Source organism: Legionella sp. PATHC035, from assembly GCF_026191115.1.
In the GTDB taxonomy this organism is placed as follows: Bacteria; Pseudomonadota; Gammaproteobacteria; order Legionellales; family Legionellaceae; genus Legionella.
This window is the reverse complement of the sequence record NZ_JAPHOT010000001.1, coordinates 2,697,772-2,722,755: the sequence shown is the minus strand read 5'-3', so window position 1 is coordinate 2,722,755 and position 24,984 is coordinate 2,697,772. Positions and strand designations below refer to the sequence as shown.

The window sequence follows — 24,984 nt, the reverse complement described above, 5'->3', positions numbered from 1 at the left end:
ATCCATTTAACTAATCACCAAATCACGTAATCTTCGATTTTCCAACTCACTGTCACACGTCTGTAAAAAAGCCGCCTTCGCATTTTTTGCAGCTTCATGATGCACAGGCATTAACGCAACGACCTCGCGTAAGCGAGTTAAAAATTGTGTATGCTCCTCTTTAGTATATTCTAAAGACGTCTGTTTGGGTGGAAGAATTTCCTCTTTTGTACTCTTCTCTTCCTCACTGGCCAATTTAGGACTAAGATCAAGCATCTCTTGAAAGTAATTCGTATTATAAGGAGCCATGGCCAAACGCTCTGCCCCATCATTCTGACCTGGGGTTGCATTCCAACGCTCTGCCGCTTCAATAAATTGTTTTATTTTTTTTGGATCTAAAAATTGAGCATAACGAACTACTCCCGCGGGAAACTCTTTTCCTAGATGATTTCTGACTTCAAATCCTTTTTCTTTTAATTTGCCCATAAAAACGGTTTCAAAACGAGCAATTCCTCTCGCCTGCGGGTGAGTGACCACATCCAAAGCTATAATACGCTCATCAGGTGCCTGAGTACTGGTTGGAGACAATCCTCCATTGGTGCCTTTCAAATAGCGAACGTAAATCGCATAGGTTACCGGATTCTCACCTTGTTTTGCCGCACTTTTTATCTGACGTTCAATTTGCTGCAATATTTCTTCCAGCTGTTCCCCTGCCTTCTCATCTTGGACAGGGATAAAATAATCCACATCACGCAATACCTTTGGAAAAGCGACTTGTGGATGGGTAATATGGTTTTCAAAGTCAACTATGGGCTTGGTGCCACGACTTTCAATCGTTTCAGCGGCAGCAATCAGCATGAATTGGGGTAATAAACTTCTCAATTCTGAATTCACTAAAAAATTCATCAAATCCGCCCCCAGCCTTAACTCCAATTCTTGAACAAAGGAAGTGATTGAGGGCGCATAAGTCGCTTTGCTGGATTGGGTTGGTTTCTCTGTAGTAAAATTCCACTTCCGAACTTGCCATTGGTGAATGTGGTCGCTAAGTTCCGAATCAGCAGAACTGGGCATTCCTATAAAACTCACATAGTGATTGTTTTTTAATATGTCGCCCAGTTTGCCTTTCATTTCCTCTGTGTTATGAAACAGCTCTACTGTTTCACGTAAATTAAAGGCCTTCACTGCACGCAACTTCACACTCAGCACAACCCCTAAAAAACCACTATTAGCCCCGCGTAAGGTCTCAAAATCAGGATGCTCTGGAGTCAGCTCGCGAATGGTTCCATCCAAATCGCACACTCTGATTGATTCAATCAGGCCACTTACAGCAGGTTCATCACGCCCCGTTCCATGCCCACCAGGAATAGATAATCCCACAAGACTCGCCCAACTGAGCATACTGAGTGTCGATGAAGATAAATTATTCTCTCGTAAAAATTCTGCATATTCAGCGATCTGAGTTCCTGCGTTTACTTCCACAAGCATCGCTGAGAGTTGATGAATCGGATTTTCAGGATTGATCCATGACGGCTTGGTATCAAGAGGTCCTAAGACTTTGGCTTTATGAAATTTCTTTTTAAAACAGATAATAATGTCCGTTCCTTCACTTTGCGGCGATGTTCGCCCCCCTACTACTTCCGAGAAAGAGAAACTGCCTTTATATTCTTCATCCTGAACTTTAGACCAAGGAAATAAACAACAACCGGCATTCTTCTTATCTTCCCAACCGGCACTTGCTCTTAAAGTAATCTTATTCTGTGGCGTCCGTTTTTCATTCATCTTCTTAACTTCTTTCATGATGAGTTGCACTTGCGCTTCGCTCTCAACATAAACAACCACGGCAGAGGGATTCCTCACATTCCCCATAAAATTGGACCAACCTTGACGGTGAGAAATTTTGTTGCGGGTTAACATATCCATAAAGTCACGTTTTAGCTGGGTGGGAAAAGTCATCATTGCTCCTGTGTTGTGTTGTTTCAATACGATAAAGACTGTGTCTTAAACTCTTAAAACGTTTACAAAGAAGACTGCTTACGTAACCTGGTGCGACGAATGTCCCCGTCATCCGAGTGCCAACGAGAATTCTCCTCTTTCTAGGTGGTGCTAGAGCAGGAAGATCCGTCGTTGCGCTTGGAGTGACAGTGAATTATTGGTTTTGCTTTAATACCAGCGGCACATAGGATTTACATTTTTTCCAAAACTTCATGTAAATATTTGACCGGTTCGATAACCATTGAAGAATCGTGTTGTTGCTTGGGCGCATTCGCAAAAGGAACTATAGCTCGTTTAAATCCATGTTTTGCTGCTTCTTTTAAACGTTCCTGCCCACTTTGTACGGGTCTGATTTCACCAGCAAGACCCACTTCACCAAAAATTATCGTTTCCCTGTCAAAAATCCGATTACGCAAACTGGATACTACCGCAGCTAATAATGCAAGATCTGAGCCAGTTTCTGTCACTTTCACACCACCGACTACATTGATGAAAATATCTTGATCGTAAGTAGCAATTCCTCCATGCCGATGGAGCACAGCAAGTAAAATGGCTAATCGATTGGATTCAAGCCCCACAGTCACCCGTTTCGATTGTTGCCCATGCGCTTCATCAACCAAAGCTTGTACCTCGACTAACATGGGGCGTGATCCTTCCCAAGTCACCATCACGGCACTCCCGGAAGTAGGTTCTGGCTGACGCGACAAAAAAATTGCCGACGGATTAGCGACTTCTTTTAACCCTTTATCGGTCATCGCAAATACACCCAATTCGTTGACTGCGCCAAAACGATTTTTAATGGCGCGAATGACTCTGAAACGGCTGTCGCTTTGACCTTCAAAATAGAGAACACTGTCTACCATATGCTCTAAAACACGTGGTCCGGCTAAAGCACCCTCTTTAGTCACATGCCCCACTAAAAACACGGCGGTCTGGGTGAGTTTAGCAAAACGAACTAATTGAGCTGCCGATTCCCGTACTTGGCTTACTCCACCTGGAGCAGAGCTAATCGTCTCGGTAAAAATAGTTTGGATGGAATCAATCACAATCACTTTAGGATTTTCTTTTTGTGCGTGTGCAATAATCGATTCAACCTGTGTTTCAGCTAAAAGCCTTAATCCCGCTAAAGGTAATCCCAGACGTTTGGCCCGCATGGCGACTTGTTGTAAGGATTCCTCACCCGTGACATATAAAACAGTTTCCTGCATGGAAAGATTAGCCAAGGTTTGCAATAACAAAGTAGACTTACCAATACCTGGATCCCCTCCGATAAGAACCACCGAACCATATACCAAACCGCCGCCAAGAACTCTGTTAAGTTCTGATAAACCGCAATCCATCCGTACTTCTTTATCCATCACGACATCTTCGACTGCAGTAATGACAGAGCGTTGATTAACCCAAGACCCACTGCGTGAGTTACGATTCACCGGGATACCTTCCTCCGCAATCGAATTCCATGCGCCACAATGGGTACATTGTCCCGCCCATTGTTTCGAAATCGCGGCACATTGACTGCATACAAATTGGGTTTTTGTTTTCATGCTTATTCCATCAAATAGTGTTGGCGCTAATATACACGATTTATCACATTGAATCTTTATAATAGGTAGCCAGGATGTTGCGACGCCCCCTGAAAAAACTGGCCCGGTTCTGCTCTGCCTACGTCCCGCGGCTTGTCCGCGGGACGTAGGCAGGGATGTGATTATGCATGACGCAGAAATGAACCCGGATTACAGCTTTGTCTTCACCCAGACCACATCCAATTTTCATTAAAATTGATTCACGTACATTGAATCCTGAGAACAACTCAGTATAATCAGTACATTTTGAACAATCAGGACAAAATCTATGAGCCAGGACATGCATTTTGAACAATCGATCATGGAGCTAGAGGAAATTGTCAGGCAACTCGAAAAAGGAGAGCTTTCTCTTGAAGAGTCGCTCAAGCAATTTGAAAAAGGAATTAGTCTGGCCAGACGATGTCAGGATGTATTACACAAGGCCGAACAAAAAATAGAAATATTAACCTCTGCTGAACCCCGCTCGGATGAACAATTAAGTGATCAGTAATTACATACAAAGGCATGAAGAGTTTCTTAGTCAAATCATTAACGAATCTTCAGTACCTGCCGCAACCATACGTTCTGCAATCAATTACTCGCTGTTCCCTGGCGGAAAGAGAATCCGCCCCATCCTGGTCTATTTAACCGGGAGCCTGCTTGATCTGGATCTAAAAATTCTGGATGTAATTGCTGCGGCTATAGAATTAACGCATTGCTATTCTTTAATTCATGATGATCTCCCTGCTATGGACAATGACGATCTCCGTCGGGGCAAACCGAGTTGTCATAAGGCTTTTGATGAGGCAACTGCCATTTTAGTTGGTGATGGCATGCAAGCCTTAGCCATTGAAGTCTTATTAAACCGCCTCTCTCCTCTGCTGCAACCCCAGCAAGTGATTGCCATCACGCTGGAGCTGGTTAAAGCCAGCGGCATTAGTGGCATGGTGAGTGGGCAAAGTTTGGATTTATCGGAGTTATCCAAATCATCTATTAGTGAAAAACAACTGAGAGAAATTCACTATCTGAAAACCGGACGACTTATTTTAGCGTGTATTGAAATGGTGCTTAATGCCCAGGCTTCAGTCTCTGAAACCGATAAGACCGCTTTACGCACTTATGCCAGTCATCTGGGCATAGTTTTTCAAATGCAAGATGATTATCTGGATCGTTATGCACCTGCTGAGGTATTGGGCAAAGGGCGATCCTCCGATTTGGCGAATCAAAAAACCACCTTTGCAGCGCTCTATACTCAAAATAAATTAGAAGACGAAATCAGCAAACATTATCAAATCGCTCTGGATGCATTGAAAATATTTGATCAAAAAGCATCTACCTTGATTGACTTAACCAAGAAATTACAAGAACGGAGTCGGTTGCACAAGTAACCTGGTGCAACTGCGAATTCTGATTAAGGAAATCCAATTCACTAGTAAACCCCGAGGTATTTATCTCTTTGGCCTAACGATTTGGGAAATGGGAATCATGGTTTCGATTCCAAGTTCGGTTTTTCTTTGCTCCCCTTTCCAGGCATGACCGTATACTACTTCATAAGTCAGGGGATATTTTCCATTATCCGTTTGCAGGGCGGCATAATTTTGTTCAAAATGTCGCCAAGCTGTTTTGCCGGTTAGACCTTGGTTTCTTCTCGGATTAATGTTTTTTACTCCCTGAGCTTTCAAAGCCTGTAAGAGCTTGGGCAACGTTTCATAATGCACCGATAATAATTCCATATCCATTACTGGTTCTAAAAAATGCTCTGCCATCAAACAATCACCCACGTCATGCATGTCAGCAAATTCATTGACATGCGCGTAATGATTGACTCCCGTCCAAGCCTGCTTCAACTCTTTGAATGTATCAGGCCCCAAAGTAGTGAACATCAAACAACCATTCGCTTTCATGACTCGATTCAATTCACGAAAAACAGGTGTCAAAGCACTACCCCAGTGAATCACTTGATTGGCAAAAATTAAATCAAACGCACCAGTAACAAAAGGCATATTTTGCATATCTGCAGCCACTAGAGGCCACTTTCGCAGCCAGCCTTGTTTTTTTTGCGCCTGAATCAACATAAACTGTGCTAAATCCAAACCTACGATCTGTGCTTTCGGATAGATTTTAGTCAATTCATAAGTAAAAAAGCCAGGTCCGCATCCAAGATCCAGGATACGCTGTGGCTTAATGTTCAAATACTGCAAACGCTCTAATAAACGCACCCCAATTTCTTGTTGTACTTTGGCAGCCAATTCATATTCAGAAGCATGTTGATTGAATGTCTTGCTAATTTCGTAGATAACAGCCATTATAAAACCAGGAAAAATTAAAGGAATCCAACACTCGTGCGCCAGAAAATATGGAGTGTAACACAAAGTTTACGCTTGTACTCAATATGTACTTTATGTAATCAATTTCATAATAATAAAATGGCCGTTTGTACCCCTTGCATTGACTTCATGCCTCATCTAGGCTCTGCGTGTGAACGGTGTGCTTATCCTTTAGCGGATACCCATCTGCAAATCTGTGGTCGTTGTATTAAAAAAACACCTCACTTCGATCGGGCCTATATTAATTATACTTTTGAAGAACCGCTACGCAGTCTTTTGCATCAATTTAAATATCATGAGGGGCTTTATCTAGGCTCTTTTTTAAGTCATCTAATGGTTAATTCGCTACCAAACCTTGAAAATCTACCCCAGTGTTTCATTCCAGTTCCTATGCATCCACAACGCATTAAAGCACGTGGGTTCAATCAGGCCGCAGTTTTGGTACGTTTGTTGGCTAGAAAATTAGGAGTACCTTACGATATCACCAGTTGTCAAAAAATTCGCAATACTGAACCTCAAGCAAGCCTTGATGGAGAGCAAAGACAAAAAAATTTACGGCATGCCTTCAAAAGTAAAAAACTGCCTTGGCAGCATGTTGCGATTATTGATGATCTCTTAACTACAGGAAGCACAGCGAATGAGCTGGCATTCACTTTAAAAAAATCAGGGGTGAAAAAGGTGGATATTTGGTGTTGTGCACGAACCGTAGGTAAATTGTAGACACTATAACTATCAAGAAATCGCCCCTACCACTCCTGGCAGAGGCATAGGCCAAGGGTTGATTGACCTCGTCATCTCGAGATAGCGAGGCGTATCCTCGTTTTAGAACAGTGTCGACCCTGCGTGACTCCTCGTTGCATCCACAATAGCGGAGGGAAATTATATTTTGGCCGCTTGGTCTTCTGTCGCCAGGCAGCCCAGGATAGGACCTTATTTCATACCCATTTGCGTACTCAGTGTTGACGGGTCAATCCCACAAAACGCCAACATCATCGGAATATCAATTCCATAGGGAGTAATATCGCGCGTCGTATCGTTAATTTGTAAAAGGCCAAAACCTTGTCCATATGCAGTATAAGTTGCCGCATTCTTATCTAAAAAATCCTGAATTGCTTCTTGAGCGAGCTCAAGGCTCCCTTCAAATTGACCTTTCTCGACGGATAAATAAGTATTACTTAACGCAAAACGAATCGTATCATCTTGTATTGAATTTTCTTCTATCGACTTTTCTGTAGAAAATAATTTTTCTATTTTTGGGGTATTTTTATAGAGTTGTGATTTCATGGAACATCCTTTCATAACTAAATTGAGCCATCAATCGAGATGGAATTTATTTTTTCGGCCTAACTCTCTTTGAAATGAAAATCATGGTGCTGATACCAAATTTTCCTTTTCTTTGCTCCTTTTTCAGGCATATCGATAGATTATTTCATACCGAGCTGATTCGTTAGTGTCGACTCATCAATCTCAAAAAGCTCTAACATCTGAGGAATATCCATTGCATCGAAGGAAGAAATAAGGTTCCGGATGGCGTGTTCGTTAACCAAGTTTTCAAAGTTATTTCCATCCTTTAGATAGGTTAATACCATTTCTACCGCCTCATCTACAGAAGCTTGGATTGCTTTTTGAGCACGCTCTAAACTGCCTGCAAATGCACCCTTGTTGATATGATGGCCTCTACCCAAAAATACAATTCGAATCGTATCATTTTGTGGCGGCTGATTTTGTTCCAGCTTCTTGATTTCATTATCAATAATATTCTTAATATTGTTACAATCAAAAAATTTGGAGGTAAAAGTAGATATTTGATTTTTCACAAAAGAGTCCTTTTTTTAACTAAACTGCACAATAATACCTCGAAATCTTGCATTGTGCAATCATTATGAGTGCAGGAATTGCTGTACATTTAGGATCAAAGTCGTTGCAGGTCATTCATCAATAAGTGCACCAAGAGGACACAAAATACAATAATAACCAATCGATGCAATAAGAGCTCCATGGGCACAGAGACCGCTTTACCGCGGACTTTTTCAATAATTGCATAAACAATTGAGCCTCCATCTAGGCCCGGGATAGGAAACAGGTTGATCACAGCAACGGCAAGGCTTAAGCTGGCTATAAATAACAGAAATACAATGGTTCCTTGCATCAGTGAGGACACCGAAGCTGCAAAGATGCCTATTGGTCCTAACAACACAGAAAAAGGGATCACCCCAGTAAATAATTGCTTTAAGGTCATCATAAAAAAGTAAACCATATTCCCCATGAACTGATTGGCTTGATGGACCGCATCTAAGAGTGATGCAGCCTTTAGTGTGCTTTTGGCCGCAGCCAGATTGGGTTGAATCCCGAGTTGAGTCAATAAAGATAATTTTACCCCACGAAAGTGTTCTTGACTTAAATCAAGCACAACGATTGACTCTTTCCCATCCGCACGACTCACAGTGACTGGAATATTTTTTTTCCCCCATAGAATCACTAAGCGCATCCCCACATCACTCCAAGTTGGAGTAGCTCTGCCATCAATGGAGATGAATTGATCGCCTGGGAGCATTCCTGCTTGGGCTGCGGTACTTTTAGGAAGTACTTCTTTGATTTCAGGCAAAGTGTACGTCAAACCAATTGTGTACACTACAACAAAAGCAAACCACGCAACAATTAAATTTGCAGCAGCCCCAGCTAATAGAATGAGAATACGCTGCCAAACAGGTTTTTTATCAAAACATTCAGGATATTGTGCCGGTTCCACTGGGCTAATGCGTGTATTTTCTAATTGAACATACCCTCCTAAAGGAAAAAATGCCCAAACCCATTCACAACCGCTGCGGCTTTGCCAGCGTAATAAGGGTTTACCAAAACCTATAGAAATTTTTTTGATTTTTACTGAAAAAATGCGTGCTACTAGTGCATGCCCCCCCTCATGAATGCCGACTACTAAAATTAATGTCAGAATGATGGCGATAATTGCCAAAAACATAAGTTACTCCTTCACCGAGGGCGAGTGTTATCTACGATCAATTCGAGTACTGGTGTTCCTTTTCTACCACCTAATTCATAACCTTTACGATATACTTCAAAAACACGATACGCTTGATTCGACTCACTATCAACTAATTCAACATCATCGCCTTGTTCATCAACCAAAGTAACCGTTAAATGAATTTCACGAAATCCAGCGATATGATATCGTTCTTTAAATAATTCTAATACACGCGCCAAACTTTCTGCAGCCTCTTCGCCACTGTGAGCACCTTGCAGGATTATATCCATGATCGACTCCCCATAACTTGGGATTTTGTATAAAACCCTCTACTCTTGTTAGCGGCTGAATAAAGATGTACTTTAATTTTACATGGAGTTTTTTTTCATCAACCTGAGTGCAGCGAGGATCTCCGGTTTTACCTCCCTGGGCTATGAAGTAGAGACTATTTGCTGGAATTGCAATGATCAGTGCACTTTTCTCAGCCGCAGAATCCCATTTCGCGGCTCAGAAGAAAGAAATAAGGCAGCGTACACTACAAATTTAACGGCTAATCGTTTACAATCCCACGATTAACTCAATAATTCATATTCTAATAATTCATATTCTATGGTGTTTGTTGCTTGCGGGCTAAATCATAAAACTGCTCCAATAAACGTGCGTGAAAAAGTCGCATTATCTCCTGCTACCCAGGATTCCGTGCTCGATAGTTTGTTGTGCCTCCCTGAGGTCAGTGAAGCCGCAATCCTATCTACCTGTAATCGCACAGAAATTTATTGTGAGACTCAAGATCCACAGATCATCACCCACTGGCTTACCCAAGAACACCAATTACCTGCAGATTCACTCTCCCCATTTATCTATATGCATAAAGGGCATCAGGGAATCAAACATCTTTTACGCGTTGCCAGTGGCTTGGATTCGATGATGATCGGTGAACCTCAAATCCTTGGACAAATGAAACAAGCATACCAACATGCATGCAGCCTTGGCGCAATAAAAACAGAATTAAGACCCATTTTTGAATATGTATTTTCTGCGTCGAAACGAGTACGCACCCAAAGTGGCGTCGGCACGAACCCCGTATCCGTTGCCTATGCTGCAACACAATTAATAGTCCAACTTTTTACAAACTATAAATCGCTCAATGTATTTTTAATTGGTTCAGGGGAAACCGCCTCATTAGTTGCTAAATACTTACGTCAACAAGGTGTTGAACGGTTCATGATCGCCAGTAGAACACTAGAAAATGCAGAGAAACTTGCCCACTCATTTAATGGACAAACTACGCCGATCACCCAAATTGCCGAATATCTACCGCAGGCAGATGTTATTGTCTCGGCAACAAATTGCCCCATCCATTTTATTAATAAAAATTGGGTTGAGCAGGCGCTACATCAAAGAAATAATGCCCCCATGTTCTTTTTGGATTTATCGGTTCCTAGAGATGTTGAAGACAGCATTAAAGAATTAGAACACGTTCATCTTTACAATATCGATGATTTACAAACCATGATCGATAAAGGAATGGAAGAAAGACGCCATGCTGCATTACATGCAGAGCAATTAGTCGATGAGGAATTGAATAAATACATCCGCAAACATCGTTCGCTTAAAGCCAAAAAGGTCATTTGTGACTACCGCAGTCAAATGCAAGATTTGGCACAAAAGGAACTGCAACGCGCTTTAAAAAAACTTTCTGCAGGACAATGTCAGCAAGTCGTTTTAAATGAGTTTAGTGAACGTCTCGTAAATAAACTGACGCATAATCCGACTGCGGGTTTACGGCAAATTGCCAAAGATGGTCGAGAAGATTTATTTACCTTAGCTCAATATCTTTTTAATACAACAACACATCAAACATCCTATGAAGAAATCTCTTGAACTCAAACTACAGCAAATGCTGGAGCGATATCAGGAAGTGGGTCGTTTACTATCGGAAGCTTCCATAATTGCCGATCAGAATCAATTTAAAACGCTTTCAAAAGAATACGCCCAACTCGAGCCTGTTGCGACATGTTATGAAACCTATATCGTAGCCCAAAATAATTTATCATCACTGCGCGAAATGCTCGAAGGGGACGATAAAGAATTAGCCTCAATGGCGGCAGAAGAATTGGAAAGCGCCCAAAAGCAAGTGGAAGAACTTGACGAACAACTGCAGTGGCATCTCATTCCCAAAGATCCGGATGATGAACGGAATGTTTACCTTGAAATCAGGGCCGGAACCGGTGGTGATGAAGCCGCAATTTTTGCTGGCGATCTTTATCGGATGTACAGTCGATATGCGGAGACTCAAGGTTGGCAACAAGAGTTGATCAGCGCCAATCATGGGGAACATGGCGGATATAAAGAAATAATCACCCGAATTAGTGGTCATTCCGTTTATTCACAACTCAAATTTGAATCCGGTGCACATCGAGTTCAACGTGTTCCTGAGACTGAATCTCAAGGTCGTGTCCATACCTCTGCATGTACGGTTGCGATTATGCCTGAGGTTGATGAAATTGATGACATCCAAATTAATCCTGATGACTTACGCATTGATACATACCGCTCATCAGGCGCTGGGGGGCAGCACGTCAATAAAACCGATTCGGCCATACGCATCACCCATATTCCAACGGGTGTCGTAGTGGAATGCCAAGACGAGCGTTCTCAGCACAAAAACCGTGCTAAAGCGATGTCATTACTTAAAACCCGCTTACTGGATGCAGAACAAAGCAAACAGAAGAAAGAACAGGCGCAAACTCGTAAATCGCTGGTAGGCACTGGTGATCGTTCCGAACGAATTCGTACTTATAATTACCCACAAGGCCGACTGACAGATCACCGCATTAATTTGACGATCTATCAACTCGGTGATGTAATGGAAGGTAATTTAACATTGGTCATCGATCCATTAAAACGTGAGTACCATGCCGAATTGCTCGCAGAGCTGGGACGAAATGATTAATATCCGTACAGCTCTGGGGAAAACTCCGGATCTGGAAACAGAAATCTTACTCTGTCACGTTTTAAATAAAACCAGAACTTATCTCTATGCACATCCTGAGAAATTATTAACCCCGTCACAGTGGGAGGCCTTTCAAAATTTAATGGCTCAAAGAGCCCAAGGGACCCCCATTGCCTATCTCACAGAAGAGCGTGAGTTTTGGTCGCTCAATTTAAAAGTCAATCCGCACACCTTAATTCCGCGACATGAAACAGAGCGATTAGTTGAATTAGCTTTAGAGCTCATTCCCAATCAACCGAATACCTATGTGCTTGAATTGGGTACAGGAAGCGGAGCCATTGCTTTGGCACTTGCTAAAGAAAGGCCTAATTGGAATATTGTTGCTGGAGATATCAGTCAAGAGGCCCTAAATATCGCTCAAGAAAATGCACGAAATCATAAAATACAGAATGTCAGTTTTTATTTATCGAACTGGTTTGATAACATTCCAAAAAGACCCTATCATGCTGTTGTTGCGAACCCTCCATACATTGCAGAACACGATCCGCACTTACAACAAGGTGATCTACGTTTTGAACCACGAAATGCGTTGGTGAGTAGTCAAGAAGGCTTAGGTGATCTACAATGTATTATCGAACAAGGTCATGAGTACCTTTTACCTGGTGGCCTGATCCTACTGGAACATGGGTACGATCAAAAATTAAAAGTACAAGCTATACTTAATGAATTACAATATAAGAACGTAACCTGTTGGCAAGACATTCAGGGCAATGACAGAGTAAGTGGGGGTTGGCGATAATTTTATTGATGATAGAATAGTTTTTTGGTATACCTAACCGCTTTCTGTAAACCCAGGTTGTACGAGTTGGGTACGGAGGCTAAAATGATCGAACAATTAATTGATAAAAACAATGAGAGACGACACAACGTGAAAAACGACGCAATAGGTAGTATGGGTATCACCCCCTACAAGGAAACCCCAGGTGAAGAATATATGAATGAAAACCAGTTGGCACATATTGAAAAAATATTGCTCGCTTGGCGTCAATCATTGATGGAAGAAGTTGACCGAACAGTAACGCACATGAAAGATGAAGCGGCTAATTTCCCTGATCCTTCAGACAGAGCAAGTCAAGAAGAAGAGTTCAGTATTGAGTTGCGTACTCGTGATCGTGAACGTAAACTGATTAAGAAAATTGAAGATGCCTTAGAGCGCTTGCGAAATGAAGATTTTGGTTATTGCGAAGCATGTGGTATTGAAATCGGCCTTAAACGCTTGGAAGCAAGACCCACTGCGACTTTATGTATCGATTGTAAAACTTTGTCTGAGATTAAAGAAAAGCAAAATCAAGGCTCCTAATTACCTGAACCTCTCCCGCAAGTCGGGAAGAGGTCTGTTCTTAATCCATTCCTTATAGAGATTGTATTTAATCAATTCGTAACCTGGGTTAGACAAAGCCGTAACCCGGGGTTTCTGACAATTACATGTGTTCACGCGATGGCGTCAATTTACACTTTTATATGTAGCCCGTATTAGCGTAGTAATACGGGAAGCTGATCATAATTCCGGATTACAACTTCGTCTAATCCGGGCTACTCCTCTTTAAGTCTATCGAAGATATCCTGATTTAGCCTAAATCACCCCTTCAATTTGCTGTAAATGACGTATGACCGATCCCTTATTTTTTTCAAAAACCGCGTTGGCATTTTTAATCATCTGCTGACGAAATGTGGGATCGGTATGCAACTTAATGATTCCGTCAATGACTTCATTAGCTTGCTGTACTAATAGGATACCCTGGGCTAACTTGAGATCATTGCAAATGGCTTTAAAATTATGAACCTGGCTGCCACTTAATACCGGGACATTCATCGCGATGGGTTCTAATACATTATGCCCACCAACTGGAACCAGGCTACCACCAACAAAAGCATAATCACTAATTTGATATAAACCTAAAAGCTCACCCAAGCTGTCTAATACCACAATTTCGTTTTCCGGGCTTAAGGTAGTTAAATCTGAGCGTAACCCAGTCTTAAATCCCGATTGAAGGCACAATTGATAGACTGTTTGAAAGCGTTCCGGATGACGTGGAGCGATTAAAAAAATCACGCCAGGAATTGCTTGTTGCAATCGTTTTAAATGAGATAAAAGTTGTGCCTCTTCATTCTCATGGGTACTGGCGGCAATCACCGCTATTCGCTCAGCGCCCCAATGACTTTTTAAATCACTAAAACGTTTGCTGTCGATTGTATTGGTTTGCAGGTCAAATTTCATATTTCCTAAAACGTGCACTATCTCCTCTCTTGCTCCTAAGGTGATATAACGTCGCGCATCCTCTTCTCCTTGCGCCAAAATAGCAGTGAATTGATTCAGAAGCGGTTTAATTAAAAATTTAATCTTTTTATAGCCATTTAATGAATCATCAGAGATCCGCGCATTGGCGAGCAGTAACGGCACCTTTGCTGCCCGTGCTTGATAAATTAAATTCGGCCATAGCTCAGTCTCCATAATCACACCAACCCGCGGCTGAATTTGTTTAAAAAAGCGTTTAAGGATGCCGGGAAGATCATAGGGCAGGTATTGATGAGTTACCTTGTTACCAAAACGTGCTTGTACGCGCTCAGAACCGGTTGGCGTCATCGTGGTAACAAATAAAGACCACTTTTTATCCAACATCGCATCTATCAATGGAATAGCTGCAATAACCTCCCCCAAAGAGACAGCGTGAATCCAGACATCAACCGGTTTATATTCCTGTTTCGCAAGAAAAAAACGTTCTAATATACGTTCCCTATAGGCAGGTAAGCTTCTTCCTTTCCACCATAAACGGACTAGAATAAAAGGAGTGAGCAAATACATCAAAAAAGAGTAAAAAAATCGCATATAAAACCAAACCCAAAAGGCGACAGTATATACTTAAAATGTGGTATAAAGCGATAAAATCAGTTTAATGAACAAATTTAAGGAATCATTTTAATGTCTCTTCGGGACTTCTTTATCATCTCAACCTGGTGGGGAAAGATCATTGGCGCATTTTTCGGCTATTTAATCGCCGGTTCTACAGGGGCAATTTTCGGCCTCTTGGTGGGTAACTTTTTTGATCGCGGTTTGTACAACTATTTTTCCAATCCTCATTGGTTGTATTACGCTGAAAAGCGTGGAGTAATCCAAAAAATATTTTTTGACGCCACCTTTTCGATTATGGGGCATTTAGCCAAAGCAGATGGTCGCGTTACAGAACAAGAACTGGATATGGCGCGTTTATTCATGGACGAAATGCGTTTGAATAACGAACAAAAAAACCGGGCAAAGCATTTATTTAATGAGGGCAAACAACCGAAGTTCAATCTCGATGCAATGCTTGAAGAGTTAAAAAAAACCTGTAAAGATAACCGTGACTTATTACGGTTATTTATAGATATTCAATATCGTGCAGCACAAGCAGATGGACTTGATGCCAAGAAAATCCAAGTACTGGATAAAATTTTTTCCAGGCTAGGCTTTGCCCCCCTACACAATCAATATCGCTTTTATGAAGATTTTGGCGCAAGTTACTCATCCGAGTCACCAAATAGCGGCAGGCAGCAATCAGAACAATCGCAGCAATCCCATTCCTCATCCCATTCGTACTCATCCTACAGCAGATACAATTATCAACCGACTAAAACAAACATGGATTATGCTTATGCTCTTTTGGAGGTGTCACCGGATGCCAGCAAACAAGAAGTGAAAAAAGCGTATCGACGTTTATTAAGCCGCAACCATCCCGACAAATTAATTGCGCAAGGCTTACCGCAGGAAATGATTAAAATGGCAAATGAAAAAACCCAGAAGATTGTGAAAGCTTATGAATTAATTTGCACCAGCAAAGGGTGGTAATTTCATCTAATGAGCTTTATATATAAGAATGCGCATCAGCTGTGCTCATTCTTAATCGATCTCAAGTGGCTGCTCAAAATATTTGTCCCAGTCCGATGACTTACTATTTGCGAGTTGCTCTTTAAAAAATAATGCAACTGGAGCCAAATAAGAGTACATAACCGGAGGAGGTTTAGGTTGAAACTCAGGAAGCTTTACCATCCAACCATGGATAAAGGAAAAAAGTAGCTGCCGCGAATATTCATAATCATGGTGAGCGCCAGGTATCTCTAAAGCGAGGTAATTATCTTTATTTGCTCCCAATTCTTTTTTTCTGGCCGCCATTTCTTGTTTGGTCATATCAAAATCAAACTGACCCACAATATCAAAAACAGGCATCTTTAATTCAGGCTTTTTATCGGTATTATTTGGAGGAGGAACATCGTATGCAGACAACAGGACCAAGCCTTCGATTTCGGGTGCCGGCGATTTCCCTAAGAAATCAAATGTTTGTTTTAATTGCTCCCCATAATGCAAGAGTACAACACGTACGTTTTTTTGTTTTCGTAAGGCAGTAATCACTTCTGGGAATTGTTTGATCCAAGGCACAGTAATACTGCTGTCATTATTGAGTAATACAACCTGCCATCCATTTTGAGCCAATTGATTGGCCAAATTATCCAGCAATGCGGTGGCTTGTGCTTGCTCACCTCCATTAACTAGGAATACGGCTCCATATTTATCCTTTTTTGCAGGCCAATAAGGTAAGTCAATGTTTTTGGCATCGACTTTAATGTGTAGTTTGTCCGCAAGAGCAATGGAAAATAAACAGAAAAATAGTAAAACTATCCTTGTAATATATTTCATATCGTCCTAATAAATCTGATCCTGATCGAGTAAAAATGAAATCAAATCGCTATGTCCAGCGAAGCGGAAGCGCGCGACCATCCATTCCTTTTAACATCATCCCTCACTATGCTCGGGATGACGTGGCAGAGGCTAAGAGCAGATAATGGGCGCTTCATCAAATCCAGACTCAATTGATGAATGTACTGCATCTAGTCAGCTAACTCTATACCCGCCTGATCCAACATTTCTCTGGCTTTATCACCAAGAATTTTATGTGCCAATTTAGTTGGATGCACTAAATCAAAAAACAAATAACCGGTACATGCATCCTGAGGCAGGTTCGGTTTGACGGAGGCGACCATTTTCAGAATCGATGTTTTGGTGATGTCTTCAACTACTGAATTAACACAAGTACCCGTTAAATTGGTAAATCCATAGTCTTGTGGATGAGACATCAGCTCTTCAAAAGCTTGATGCAGATCGTAATACAACCATTGTACATCGGGATACTCTTGTTTTAACTCATCAATCGACCTACTTAGCATGTTATTATGTTCTTTGGCAAAATAAGTCATCTCATTCACGGAACCAAATTCAATTGCTGCAGGAGTTCTTCCTAAATCCGGCAAATTCACGACTAAAATATGTTTCGCACCTTTATCAACTAACCGTTGTATGCTGTGTATAATTCCTGTATGCACATCGTGTAATGTTTGTTCAACCTCTGAAGGAAATGCAAGATAATTATTTGAACCTATCCATATCACAAAAAGACTGTCTTCACTTGCTTTATCATGATGCTCTGATAAATAATTGTTCACTTCCCTTCTTAGGGTAAATAAAACATCGTCAGCCCCTTCTTCCTCAGATACACCTGCTCCACCATAAGCATAATCTAATAAATGAGCACCAGCATTTTTAGGAAAGTAAGAAGCAATTACGTGTTCGATCCAGACGGGGCCATTAGAAAAACGACCATCATAATAAGGAGGGGATGGAGGTAATTGATATTTCATAAACTTATATAAATTACCGTTATCAGACAAACTATCACCAAATACAACTATATTATGAAGAGGTGTAGCCCATACAATCCCAGTGAATAAAAAAGCCCCTATAGTTGCTAACAGTTTCATGAATACCCTTAAGTTCTAATCCTAAAAAAAGCAGCGTCATCTTGATTAAAGAGGACTACCGCACTGAATTTTGAAGAGTTTATCTGGTTATTTTAAAAACAAAAGCCTCCCGCATTATAGTATGAAAGATCCTTTATAAGCAATTTTTTTAAGCGCGCCTCTTTTTCATAATTTTTTTATATTTATCAAGTAGTTAAATACATATCATCCCTTCTTGGAAACAATACAATAAAGCAAATATGCTTATTTACTGCACAAAAATAAGACTTTAAGCGCTTTCGATTGCGCCCTAGGTAAAAGATATTTATATTAATATTTTTTGCCAAGGAGGCTCGAAAATGGCTTTTGAACAAAATTTTATCCTCAAATGTCTTAGCTATATGGAGCAAATTCTTTCTGATGAAAATGAATTAAAAGAAGCGATTGGTCACTTCACCGAAAATAAAGCAGATAATCCGCGCTATCAATTAAACTCTAAGATTACTGACTCGTCACAATGGTTCGAACACGATAAGCTGTGTTTAAGCGCTACTTTTTTTGAAGCGATTGCCCGCACTTCTTTATCTTTTTACGCAACAAACCCGGAACGGGCCTATGAAATAAATTCAGCGATTACAGCATTTCAAGAACATTTTTTACCGGCTCTAACTGAACATACCGACCCTAACAATCGAATTGATTCCGTAAAAGAAAAGATTGTACGTATGAAAACTAATCTGAAAAATGAAATAGAACGCGCTGAAAATCCTTATGCTTTTTTTACCCCGGTCACCGCAGGCCTGGTCGTTCTAGCTGCTGCAGCGACAACAGCAGCTTTATTCGCTTACAAAGCATAGAGAGCCTGGGTTCAAGCACCCAGGTTACAGATTATGCACTGCCAATTAAAGTAATATTGAGCTGACGTCCACAAACCCAAGCTTTAGTCAAATCACTCATTACTTCTTTAGGCATCCCCTTGGGCAGGCGCACCGTTGAATGATCGTCATGAATTTTAAGACCCGTAATATGTTTACTTTGTAAACCCGCCTCATTCGCAATGGCGCCTACAATATTACCTGGTTTCACACCGTGAATTTTACCAACATCGATTCGGAATAAATCCTGTCCGACCACGTCATCATTAAATTTTTTACGTCCATCACGTGAACCTTTCTTGTCCGCAGCAAAACCTTTTCGTTCCTCTGTTCGAGCACGTTCAAATTTGCCGCCACGTTCAGCACGACCTTCTTTAGCCGGACGGGGTGATTTAGGTAATACTTGCTCTTTTTGCCAAGGCAAATCCTTGTTTAACAGCAAAGCAAGTGTGGCTGCAACATCGACTGCGGAAACATTATTTTCTTTAATGTATTCCTCAATAATTCGTTTGTATGAAGGCAGGTTTGCATGTTCCAAACGTGCTGTGATATTTGCCATAAAACGTTGTTGACGTGCAGTTTGAATCATATGGTCATTAGGGACCGCCACTTTAGCAATACGTTGCCGCGTATGCCGCTCAATGCTACCAATTAAACGGGATTCTTTAGGGGTTACAAACAAAACAGCTACCCCAGAACGCCCTGCTCTACCTGTTCTTCCAATGCGATGGACATAGGTTTCATTATCATGCGGTAAATCATAGTTTATTACATGGGTTACTCGCTCCACATCCAGACCACGAGCAGCCACATCCGTAGCGACCAGGATATCAATCGCTCCTTGTCTGAATTGCGCAATAATACGCTCACGTAATGCTTGGGTAATATCACCATGTATGGCCATAGCCCGCAGACCTTGTTGTTGCAAGAGTTCGGCAACTTCTTCCGTACTGCTTTTAGTACGTACGAATACAATCACTCCTTGATATTCTTCTACGGCCAATACACGTAACAGAGCATCAGGTTTTTGATGTCCAGAAGCAAATAAAAATCGTTGCTCGATACTTTTTACAGTAGCGGTTTCTGATCGTATTTCGATGGACACAGGATCATGCAAATAAGTGTTGGCAATTTGTCGAATACGGTAAGGCATCGTTGCTGAAAACAGACCGATTTGTTTCTTTTCAGGCAATTGCGCCATGATGGTTTCAATATCTTCAATAAAGCCCATCCGCAACATTTCATCTGCTTCATCCAGAATGAATGTACGCAAATTATCGAGATTCAAAGTACGTCTGTCGATATGATCTAAAATACGGCCAGGAGTTCCTACCACAACTTGAGCACCTGCTTTTAACTGCTTTAATTGACGGCCATAATCTTGACCACCACATAAAACAGCAACCATGACGCCCCGTTGTTTAGCACTCAATAATTCAAACTGTTCGGCAACTTGAATCGCTAATTCGCGAGTTGGCGCCAAAATTAAAGCTTGAGTACCTTGCACATTAGGAGATAAATTTTGCAATATAGGCAAAGCAAAAGCAGCCGTTTTTCCTGTTCCTGTTTGCGCCAAAGCAATCGCATCTCGACCTTCCATCAGTAAAGGTATCGTTTGTACTTGAATTGGAGAAGGAGTAGTAAACTTCATATCCTCTAGTGCTTTGTTTAAAGCATCTGAAAAATTAAAGGACGCGAAGCTTGTTATTTCTTGAGACATAAAAATCCTGATCGATTAAAACATAACCTACAAAAGGCTAAGTGATATAAAAATTGAACAGTATAATAACAAAATAAACAAAATAATGCACTATATTTATAAAATTATCAAATAAACTCAACCGTAATTTTTAAAGAGTGACAGCCTGGTTTATAGCCTGCATCCCCTAACTATTTATTTCGAATGTTAATGCAACGACGCCCTATTTCGCGTCTCAAAAAAATTAGCGGGAAACGCATAATCTGTCCAGGGTAACTGCCATTAAAGTGAACGGCTTTTCCATCCCCCTCTCCCAGCAGTGGTGAGGGGATTCTAAAATGAACCAGATAAGATGTTCCTCAAATCAAAGCCGCCAAACGGCATGCCTGATCAATTGCATGGCGGGCATCCAACTCTAAGGCTTTATAAGCACCACCGACTAAATGTACGACCTTTCCTGCTTCTTTTAAGGGGGCGAACAATTCAGCCAATTCGACTTGTCCGGCACAAATCACCACTGTATCTACGGGTAAAATTTGTGGTTTTTCATTAATGTGTACATGTAAGCCTTGATCATCAATCGCATCATACTGTACCCCGGAAATCATTTTGACTTGTTTATGCTTTAAGCTGGCACGGTGAATCCATCCCGTGGTTTTACCCAAACGTTTGCCCATTTTTTCTTTTTTACGTTGTAACAAATAAACTTCACGAGGACTGGGAGTAATTTCTGCAGGTTTAAGTCCACCTCGAAATGTTCCATAAATATCAATACCCCATTCATTGTAAAACTGCTCCCTGGGAACTGGGTGTTGGTGCGTTAAAAATTCAGCCACATCGAAACCAATTCCGCCTGCACCAATAATCGCTACCCGTTGCCCTACCTCTTTTTTCCCCGTAATCACATCGATATAACTTGCCACTTTGGGATGCTCAATCCCGGGAATCCTAGGAATACGTGGTTTAATTCCACTGGCTATAACAATCTCATCAAAATCGCGCAATTGTTCTACTGTGGCTTCGGTATTTAAACGGATGGTCACTTTAAATTTCTGCAGCTGATAATTAAAGTAATCCAATGTATGTTGAAAAATTTCCTTTCCTGGAATGCGTTTGGCCAAATTAAATTGACCGCCGATTTGATCGCTTTTTTCAAATAAGGTCACCTGATGGCCTCGCTCTGCAGCAACTGTTGCAAATGCAAGCCCCGCTGGGCCCGAACCCACCACTGCAATGGATTTAGGTTGTGCAGTAACCTCATAAATCAATTCTGTTTCATTGCAAGCACGGGGATTCACCAGACAAGAAGCGGTTTTGTTGACAAAAACGCGATCAAGACATGCCTGATTGCAGGCAATACACACATTAATCGCCTCACTTTCTCCCCTTTTAGCCTTTTCAGCAAATAATGGATCGGCTAAAAAGGGTCTGGCCATCGAAACCATATCCGCAACCCCAGACTCAATTAACTCATTCGCTAATTCTGGTGTATTGATCCGGTTTGAGGTGATTACTGGAATTTTAACTTCCGGCTTTAAATGTTGGGTCAGATGAGTAAACGCTGCAGCAGGAACCATGGTTGCTATTGTTGGAATTCGCGCCTCATGCCAACCAATTCCCGTATTAATGAGCGTCGCTCCCGCTGCTTCAATCGCTTTAGCGAGAATCACGACTTCATCCCAACTGCTACCATCCGCAATCAAATCAAGCAACGACAAACGAAAAATAATAATAAACTTCTCGCCTACGGCTTCACGCACACTGCGAACCACTTCAATGGGAAAACGAATACGATTTTCATAACTGCCACCCCATTCATCCTGACGTTGGTTGGTATGGCTGACGATAAATTGATTTAGTAGATATCCTTCGCTGCCCATGATTTCAATACCATCATAACCTGCCCATTGAGCAAGACGAGCGCAACGCGCAAAATGTTTAATGGTTTTTTTAATACGGTACTGGCTCATTACCCAAGGCTTAAAAGGGCTAATGGGCGATTTGATGCCACTGGGTGCCACAATAAACGGATGATAGCCATAACGACCTGCATGCAAGGCTTGCAGAATAATTTTGCCCCCGGCTTCATGTACCGTGTGGGTGATTAATTCATGTCGATGTTGTTCTTTACTGTTCGTCAATTTAGCGGCAAATGGTGCTAAACGTCCTGCGCGATCGGGTGCAAAGCCACCTGTGGTGATTAATCCCACTCCCCCCAGTGCCCTTTCTCGATAAAACTGTGCCAAACGATTTAAACTTTCCTTATCTTCTTCAAGGCCAGTATGCATGGAACCCATTAACAAACGATTTTTTAATTGGGTAAAGCCTAAATCTAAAGGCTGAAATAGCGCCTTAAACGGGGTATTATCAATTCTCAATTCCATGAGTGCTCTCACAAAGGGACATCAAAACGAAAGTAAAAGTATAAACCCTGTTGGCCTCTTTTCACAGTGAATAAGTAAGAAACTTAGGACATCATCGATCTGGAAAATCTAGAGGAAGATTCAGTTTTGCGTGCCCAAGTTGGCTTTTCGACGCGCCTGAAAGTGATTGGCAACAAAAGCACCCAACAGAGTAATACTGCATCCTGCAAGCGAGCGGGGTGAAACGTGTTCATCCAAGAAAAAAACACCCATCAAGGTCGATACGATGGGCAGTGCATAAAGGGTGATGGATGCATTGGAAGCAGATAAATATTTCAACACGTAGCCCCATGCCAAATAAGCAAGAGCAGCCGGAAATATGCCCATATAAATAACAGCGGCGGTAGTTTGAAAATCAGCACTTTGAATTTGCTGGAGCATGTCAGGCAAAAATAGGGCTAGCAACAAAGTGCCTCCCCACATAACCCAAGCAATGATTGCCACAGGATGATAAACACTCACAAATTGCTTTTGAATGATAGTTAAGATCGCACCCATTAATGCCGATACCAAAATGGCGAGAATTCCCTGTTGCATTCCAGGTTCTGAACGCTCTCCAATCGCTAATAAAGCCAGACCCAGTATACTGATGAAGATACCGAACCAAACGCCGCGCGTCAGTTTTTCCCGTAAAAAAACCAGTGATAAAAGTACGGTCATCACCGGCATTAAACCAATAACAAAACTGGCTATGCCAGCAGAGACGCTTAACTCCCCATAATTCAAACAAATATTATAAATTCCTATCCCGGCCATCCCCGCAAGAAGCAATTGAATACGATCCTTCCATAGCACTCGTTTCTTAATTCCCAAACTACAGTAAATGACCAACATACACAGCGATGCAACAATAAATCGTAAAAGAGCAAGTGCTCCTGGAGAGTAGCCGGCTAAACCAATACGTATGCCAACGAATGCTGAAGCCCAAAAAACAATGGCAATAATAATGACACAGCTTACCTTGAACGACTGCATGTTGCGCACCTGCTTTGGGAAAAATAATGGACTTATTGTACCTGAATTATCCGATACAAGCACGTCGCTTTAGGTTCATTCATGCACACCAAAACTGCTGCTTTTCACTGTACATTTAAATGGCGCAAATGCTGCATTGCAGCACAAAATCATTGATTTTAAGATCTTTTTTTACAAAATAACACTTTATTGAGTGCAATATGTAAAAAAGCTTGGCATTTTCATTTTTTATAAACTACTTTTAAAGAAGGGCCTGCTCCTAATGAGGATGAATCTATGGATGACCCTTTTGCTTCTTTAAACGAAGCCATTGAATCTGTTTTTCATTTGATCCCCATGAGAAATGGAAAATATACCTATGATGAAATTCAACAGCTCAAAGACGCGATGGATAACTATGAGGCTAATGAAAAAACGAGCTTCCGTGAATTGGTAAAAGCTTTGGGATCCGCATTACCCCATTTTGAAAAGTGGGGCATCAATTTTGAACCGATCAAAAAATCCGTTGATTCGCTGGCTGAGCAACATCAGGATGTTGTTGACTGGAATAAATACCTCATTAACCGTCCTAAAATTTCATCCAGACTCCATTTTTACGCTTTGCAAAATCCTCAACATGATGTGGAGCTTATCCCCTGGCTAAACACCATATCTGAAAAAACTTCCCCGCAAGAAGAATCTGAATTACCGGCCATGTTAATTGCGCACAGGAATTTTCTCGGGTTTAGCAAAAGGCTAAATTCTCATTTGAAAAAAGATCCGGAATTTTTATCACGTTTGATCATGGAATCTAAAGAAAATTTTGTTCAGATTGCAGGCACACGTTTAATTCTATACTTAACCGACGAACAACTCGCCAGAGCAATTGTCAAATACATACCTGACTTGCTGCAAAACCATCCAGATCCCCTAGTCCAAGTCGAGCAACTCATGGATAAACTCAATGGAATATTATCTAATGGACGCTCAATTTCTACTCTTCTACGCAATTCTGGAGCCGAAAAGATTTTAACTCGATCAGAGTTTTCAGAATTTTTTAGAATATATCAGAGTGAAGAATATAAAAATCGTCAAGAACATTCATCGTTTGAAGAAAACGATTTTAATTCGATCAGTATGGCAAATAGGCCAAAGTGACCCTCATCCGCCCTATAGGCACCTTCTCCCCAAGGGGAGTAGGGATTCAAAAGTATCTACCCCTTTGAAAAAGAAAGAAACCTATTCTTATTCTAAAGCAAAAAACCTATGCCGATTCTAAAGAAAAAGGCTACCGCCATTCTAAAGAAAAAAAGCTATCGCCATTCTAAAGAAAAAAATCCTATTCTAAAGAAAAAACCAATTCCTATTCTGCAGAGGGAAAATTTGAAAATCCCCTCTCCCGTCATCGGGA

At 41.3% G+C, this 24,984-nt stretch carries 23 protein-coding genes; 10 read left to right on the top strand and 13 right to left on the bottom strand.

Annotation, left to right across the window (positions count from 1 at the left end):
• Nucleotides 1–6 precede the first annotated feature (6 nt).
• Together OQJ13_RS12015 and radA are read right to left on the bottom strand one after the other, a co-directional pair.
• Nucleotides 7–1,935, bottom strand: a complete 1,929-nt coding sequence (locus OQJ13_RS12015; RefSeq protein ID WP_265711049.1) for an L-gulono-gamma-lactone oxidase — start codon at nt 1,933–1,935, stop codon at nt 7–9.
• A 227-nt stretch (nt 1,936–2,162) separates the two neighbouring features.
• Nucleotides 2,163–3,515, bottom strand: coding sequence for a DNA repair protein RadA (gene radA, locus OQJ13_RS12010; RefSeq protein ID WP_265711048.1), 1,353 nt, complete (start codon nt 3,513–3,515; stop codon nt 2,163–2,165).
• Nucleotides 3,516–3,822: 307 nt separating this feature from the next.
• Between radA and OQJ13_RS12005 the strand changes: the two genes are divergently transcribed.
• On the top strand, nt 3,823–4,044 hold the full coding sequence (locus tag OQJ13_RS12005) for an exodeoxyribonuclease VII small subunit (protein WP_265711047.1): 222 nt from the start codon (nt 3,823–3,825) through the stop codon (nt 4,042–4,044).
• Entirely contained in the window at nt 4,034–4,921 is an 888-nt protein-coding gene (locus OQJ13_RS12000) for a polyprenyl synthetase family protein (protein ID WP_265711046.1), read from the top strand. Before OQJ13_RS12005 ends, OQJ13_RS12000 begins: the two co-directional genes overlap by 11 nt.
• A 60-nt stretch (nt 4,922–4,981) precedes the next feature.
• On the opposite strand, the gene bioC is transcribed toward OQJ13_RS12000, so the two are convergent.
• Entirely contained in the window at nt 4,982–5,839 is an 858-nt protein-coding gene (bioC, locus tag OQJ13_RS11995; protein ID WP_265711045.1) for a malonyl-ACP O-methyltransferase BioC, read from the bottom strand.
• Nucleotides 5,840–5,875: 36 nt separating this feature from the next.
• Between bioC and OQJ13_RS11990 the strand changes: the two genes are divergently transcribed.
• On the top strand, nt 5,876–6,580 hold the full coding sequence (locus OQJ13_RS11990; RefSeq protein WP_416209909.1) for a ComF family protein: 705 nt from the start codon (nt 5,876–5,878) through the stop codon (nt 6,578–6,580).
• Between the two features lie 210 nt (nt 6,581–6,790).
• Here the strand turns inward: OQJ13_RS11990 and OQJ13_RS11985 are convergent, their stop codons facing one another.
• From OQJ13_RS11985 to OQJ13_RS11970, 4 genes are all read right to left on the bottom strand, one after another.
• Entirely contained in the window at nt 6,791–7,144 is a 354-nt protein-coding gene (locus OQJ13_RS11985; RefSeq protein ID WP_265711044.1) for a hypothetical protein, read from the bottom strand.
• Nucleotides 7,145–7,284: 140 nt separating this feature from the next.
• Nucleotides 7,285–7,677 carry a hypothetical protein gene (locus OQJ13_RS11980; protein WP_265711043.1) on the bottom strand — a complete coding sequence of 131 codons (393 nt, stop codon included), beginning with the start codon at nt 7,675–7,677 and terminating at the stop codon, nt 7,285–7,287.
• Nucleotides 7,678–7,772: 95 nt separating this feature from the next.
• Entirely contained in the window at nt 7,773–8,837 is a 1,065-nt protein-coding gene (locus tag OQJ13_RS11975; protein WP_265711042.1) for a M50 family metallopeptidase, read from the bottom strand.
• Nucleotides 8,838–8,848: 11 nt separating this feature from the next.
• A complete protein-coding gene (locus tag OQJ13_RS11970) occupies nt 8,849–9,130 on the bottom strand; it encodes a hypothetical protein (RefSeq protein ID WP_058387266.1) in 282 nt (93 codons plus the stop codon).
• 319 nt (nt 9,131–9,449) lie between these two features.
• Between OQJ13_RS11970 and hemA the strand changes: the two genes are divergently transcribed.
• From hemA to dksA, 4 genes are all read left to right on the top strand, one after another.
• Complete coding sequence (gene hemA, locus OQJ13_RS11965; protein ID WP_265711041.1) at nt 9,450–10,724, top strand: glutamyl-tRNA reductase; 1,275 nt, start codon at nt 9,450–9,452, stop codon at nt 10,722–10,724.
• Nucleotides 10,708–11,796, top strand: coding sequence for a peptide chain release factor 1 (prfA, locus tag OQJ13_RS11960; RefSeq protein WP_265711040.1), 1,089 nt, complete (start codon nt 10,708–10,710; stop codon nt 11,794–11,796). Before hemA ends, prfA begins: the two co-directional genes overlap by 17 nt.
• Complete coding sequence (gene prmC / locus OQJ13_RS11955) at nt 11,789–12,595, top strand: peptide chain release factor N(5)-glutamine methyltransferase (protein WP_265711039.1); 807 nt, start codon at nt 11,789–11,791, stop codon at nt 12,593–12,595. Before prfA ends, prmC begins: the two co-directional genes overlap by 8 nt.
• Before the next feature lie 84 nt (nt 12,596–12,679).
• Nucleotides 12,680–13,156 carry an RNA polymerase-binding protein DksA gene (gene dksA, locus OQJ13_RS11950; protein WP_265704212.1) on the top strand — a complete coding sequence of 159 codons (477 nt, stop codon included), beginning with the start codon at nt 12,680–12,682 and terminating at the stop codon, nt 13,154–13,156.
• Between the two features lie 273 nt (nt 13,157–13,429).
• On the opposite strand, the gene waaA is transcribed toward dksA, so the two are convergent.
• Nucleotides 13,430–14,683 (bottom strand): lipid IV(A) 3-deoxy-D-manno-octulosonic acid transferase, encoded by a 1,254-nt coding sequence (waaA, locus tag OQJ13_RS11945; RefSeq protein ID WP_265711038.1) that lies wholly within the window; start codon nt 14,681–14,683, stop codon nt 13,430–13,432.
• Nucleotides 14,684–14,776: 93 nt separating this feature from the next.
• On the opposite strand from waaA, the gene djlA reads away from it, so the two are divergent.
• Nucleotides 14,777–15,679 carry a co-chaperone DjlA gene (gene djlA, locus OQJ13_RS11940; RefSeq protein WP_265711037.1) on the top strand — a complete coding sequence of 301 codons (903 nt, stop codon included), beginning with the start codon at nt 14,777–14,779 and terminating at the stop codon, nt 15,677–15,679.
• 51 nt (nt 15,680–15,730) lie between these two features.
• Here the strand turns inward: djlA and OQJ13_RS11935 are convergent, their stop codons facing one another.
• Complete coding sequence (locus tag OQJ13_RS11935; RefSeq protein ID WP_265711036.1) at nt 15,731–16,525, bottom strand: alpha/beta hydrolase; 795 nt, start codon at nt 16,523–16,525, stop codon at nt 15,731–15,733.
• A gap of 191 nt (nt 16,526–16,716) precedes the next feature.
• The gene (plaA, locus tag OQJ13_RS11930) at nt 16,717–17,643 is read right to left on the bottom strand and encodes a GDSL family lysophospholipase PlaA (RefSeq protein WP_265711035.1); all 927 of its coding nucleotides are present in this window, start codon (nt 17,641–17,643) and stop codon (nt 16,717–16,719) included.
• Between the two features lie 338 nt (nt 17,644–17,981).
• Between plaA and OQJ13_RS11925 the strand changes: the two genes are divergently transcribed.
• Nucleotides 17,982–18,479 (top strand): hypothetical protein, encoded by a 498-nt coding sequence (locus OQJ13_RS11925; RefSeq protein WP_265711034.1) that lies wholly within the window; start codon nt 17,982–17,984, stop codon nt 18,477–18,479.
• Between the two features lie 31 nt (nt 18,480–18,510).
• Here OQJ13_RS11925 and OQJ13_RS11920 read toward each other — a convergent pair whose 3' ends face one another.
• The 3 genes from OQJ13_RS11920 to OQJ13_RS11910 all read right to left on the bottom strand — a co-directional run bounded on the left by OQJ13_RS11920 (nt 18,511) and on the right by OQJ13_RS11910 (nt 23,594).
• Entirely contained in the window at nt 18,511–20,217 is a 1,707-nt protein-coding gene (locus OQJ13_RS11920; protein ID WP_265711032.1) for a DEAD/DEAH box helicase, read from the bottom strand.
• 338 nt (nt 20,218–20,555) lie between these two features.
• On the bottom strand, nt 20,556–22,580 hold the full coding sequence (locus tag OQJ13_RS11915; RefSeq protein WP_265711031.1) for an NADPH-dependent 2,4-dienoyl-CoA reductase: 2,025 nt from the start codon (nt 22,578–22,580) through the stop codon (nt 20,556–20,558).
• Between the two features lie 120 nt (nt 22,581–22,700).
• On the bottom strand, nt 22,701–23,594 hold the full coding sequence (locus tag OQJ13_RS11910; protein WP_265711030.1) for a DMT family transporter: 894 nt from the start codon (nt 23,592–23,594) through the stop codon (nt 22,701–22,703).
• Between the two features lie 276 nt (nt 23,595–23,870).
• Between OQJ13_RS11910 and OQJ13_RS11905 the strand changes: the two genes are divergently transcribed.
• Nucleotides 23,871–24,731 carry a hypothetical protein gene (locus OQJ13_RS11905; RefSeq protein ID WP_265711029.1) on the top strand — a complete coding sequence of 287 codons (861 nt, stop codon included), beginning with the start codon at nt 23,871–23,873 and terminating at the stop codon, nt 24,729–24,731.
• Nucleotides 24,732–24,984: the final 253 nt, after the last annotated feature.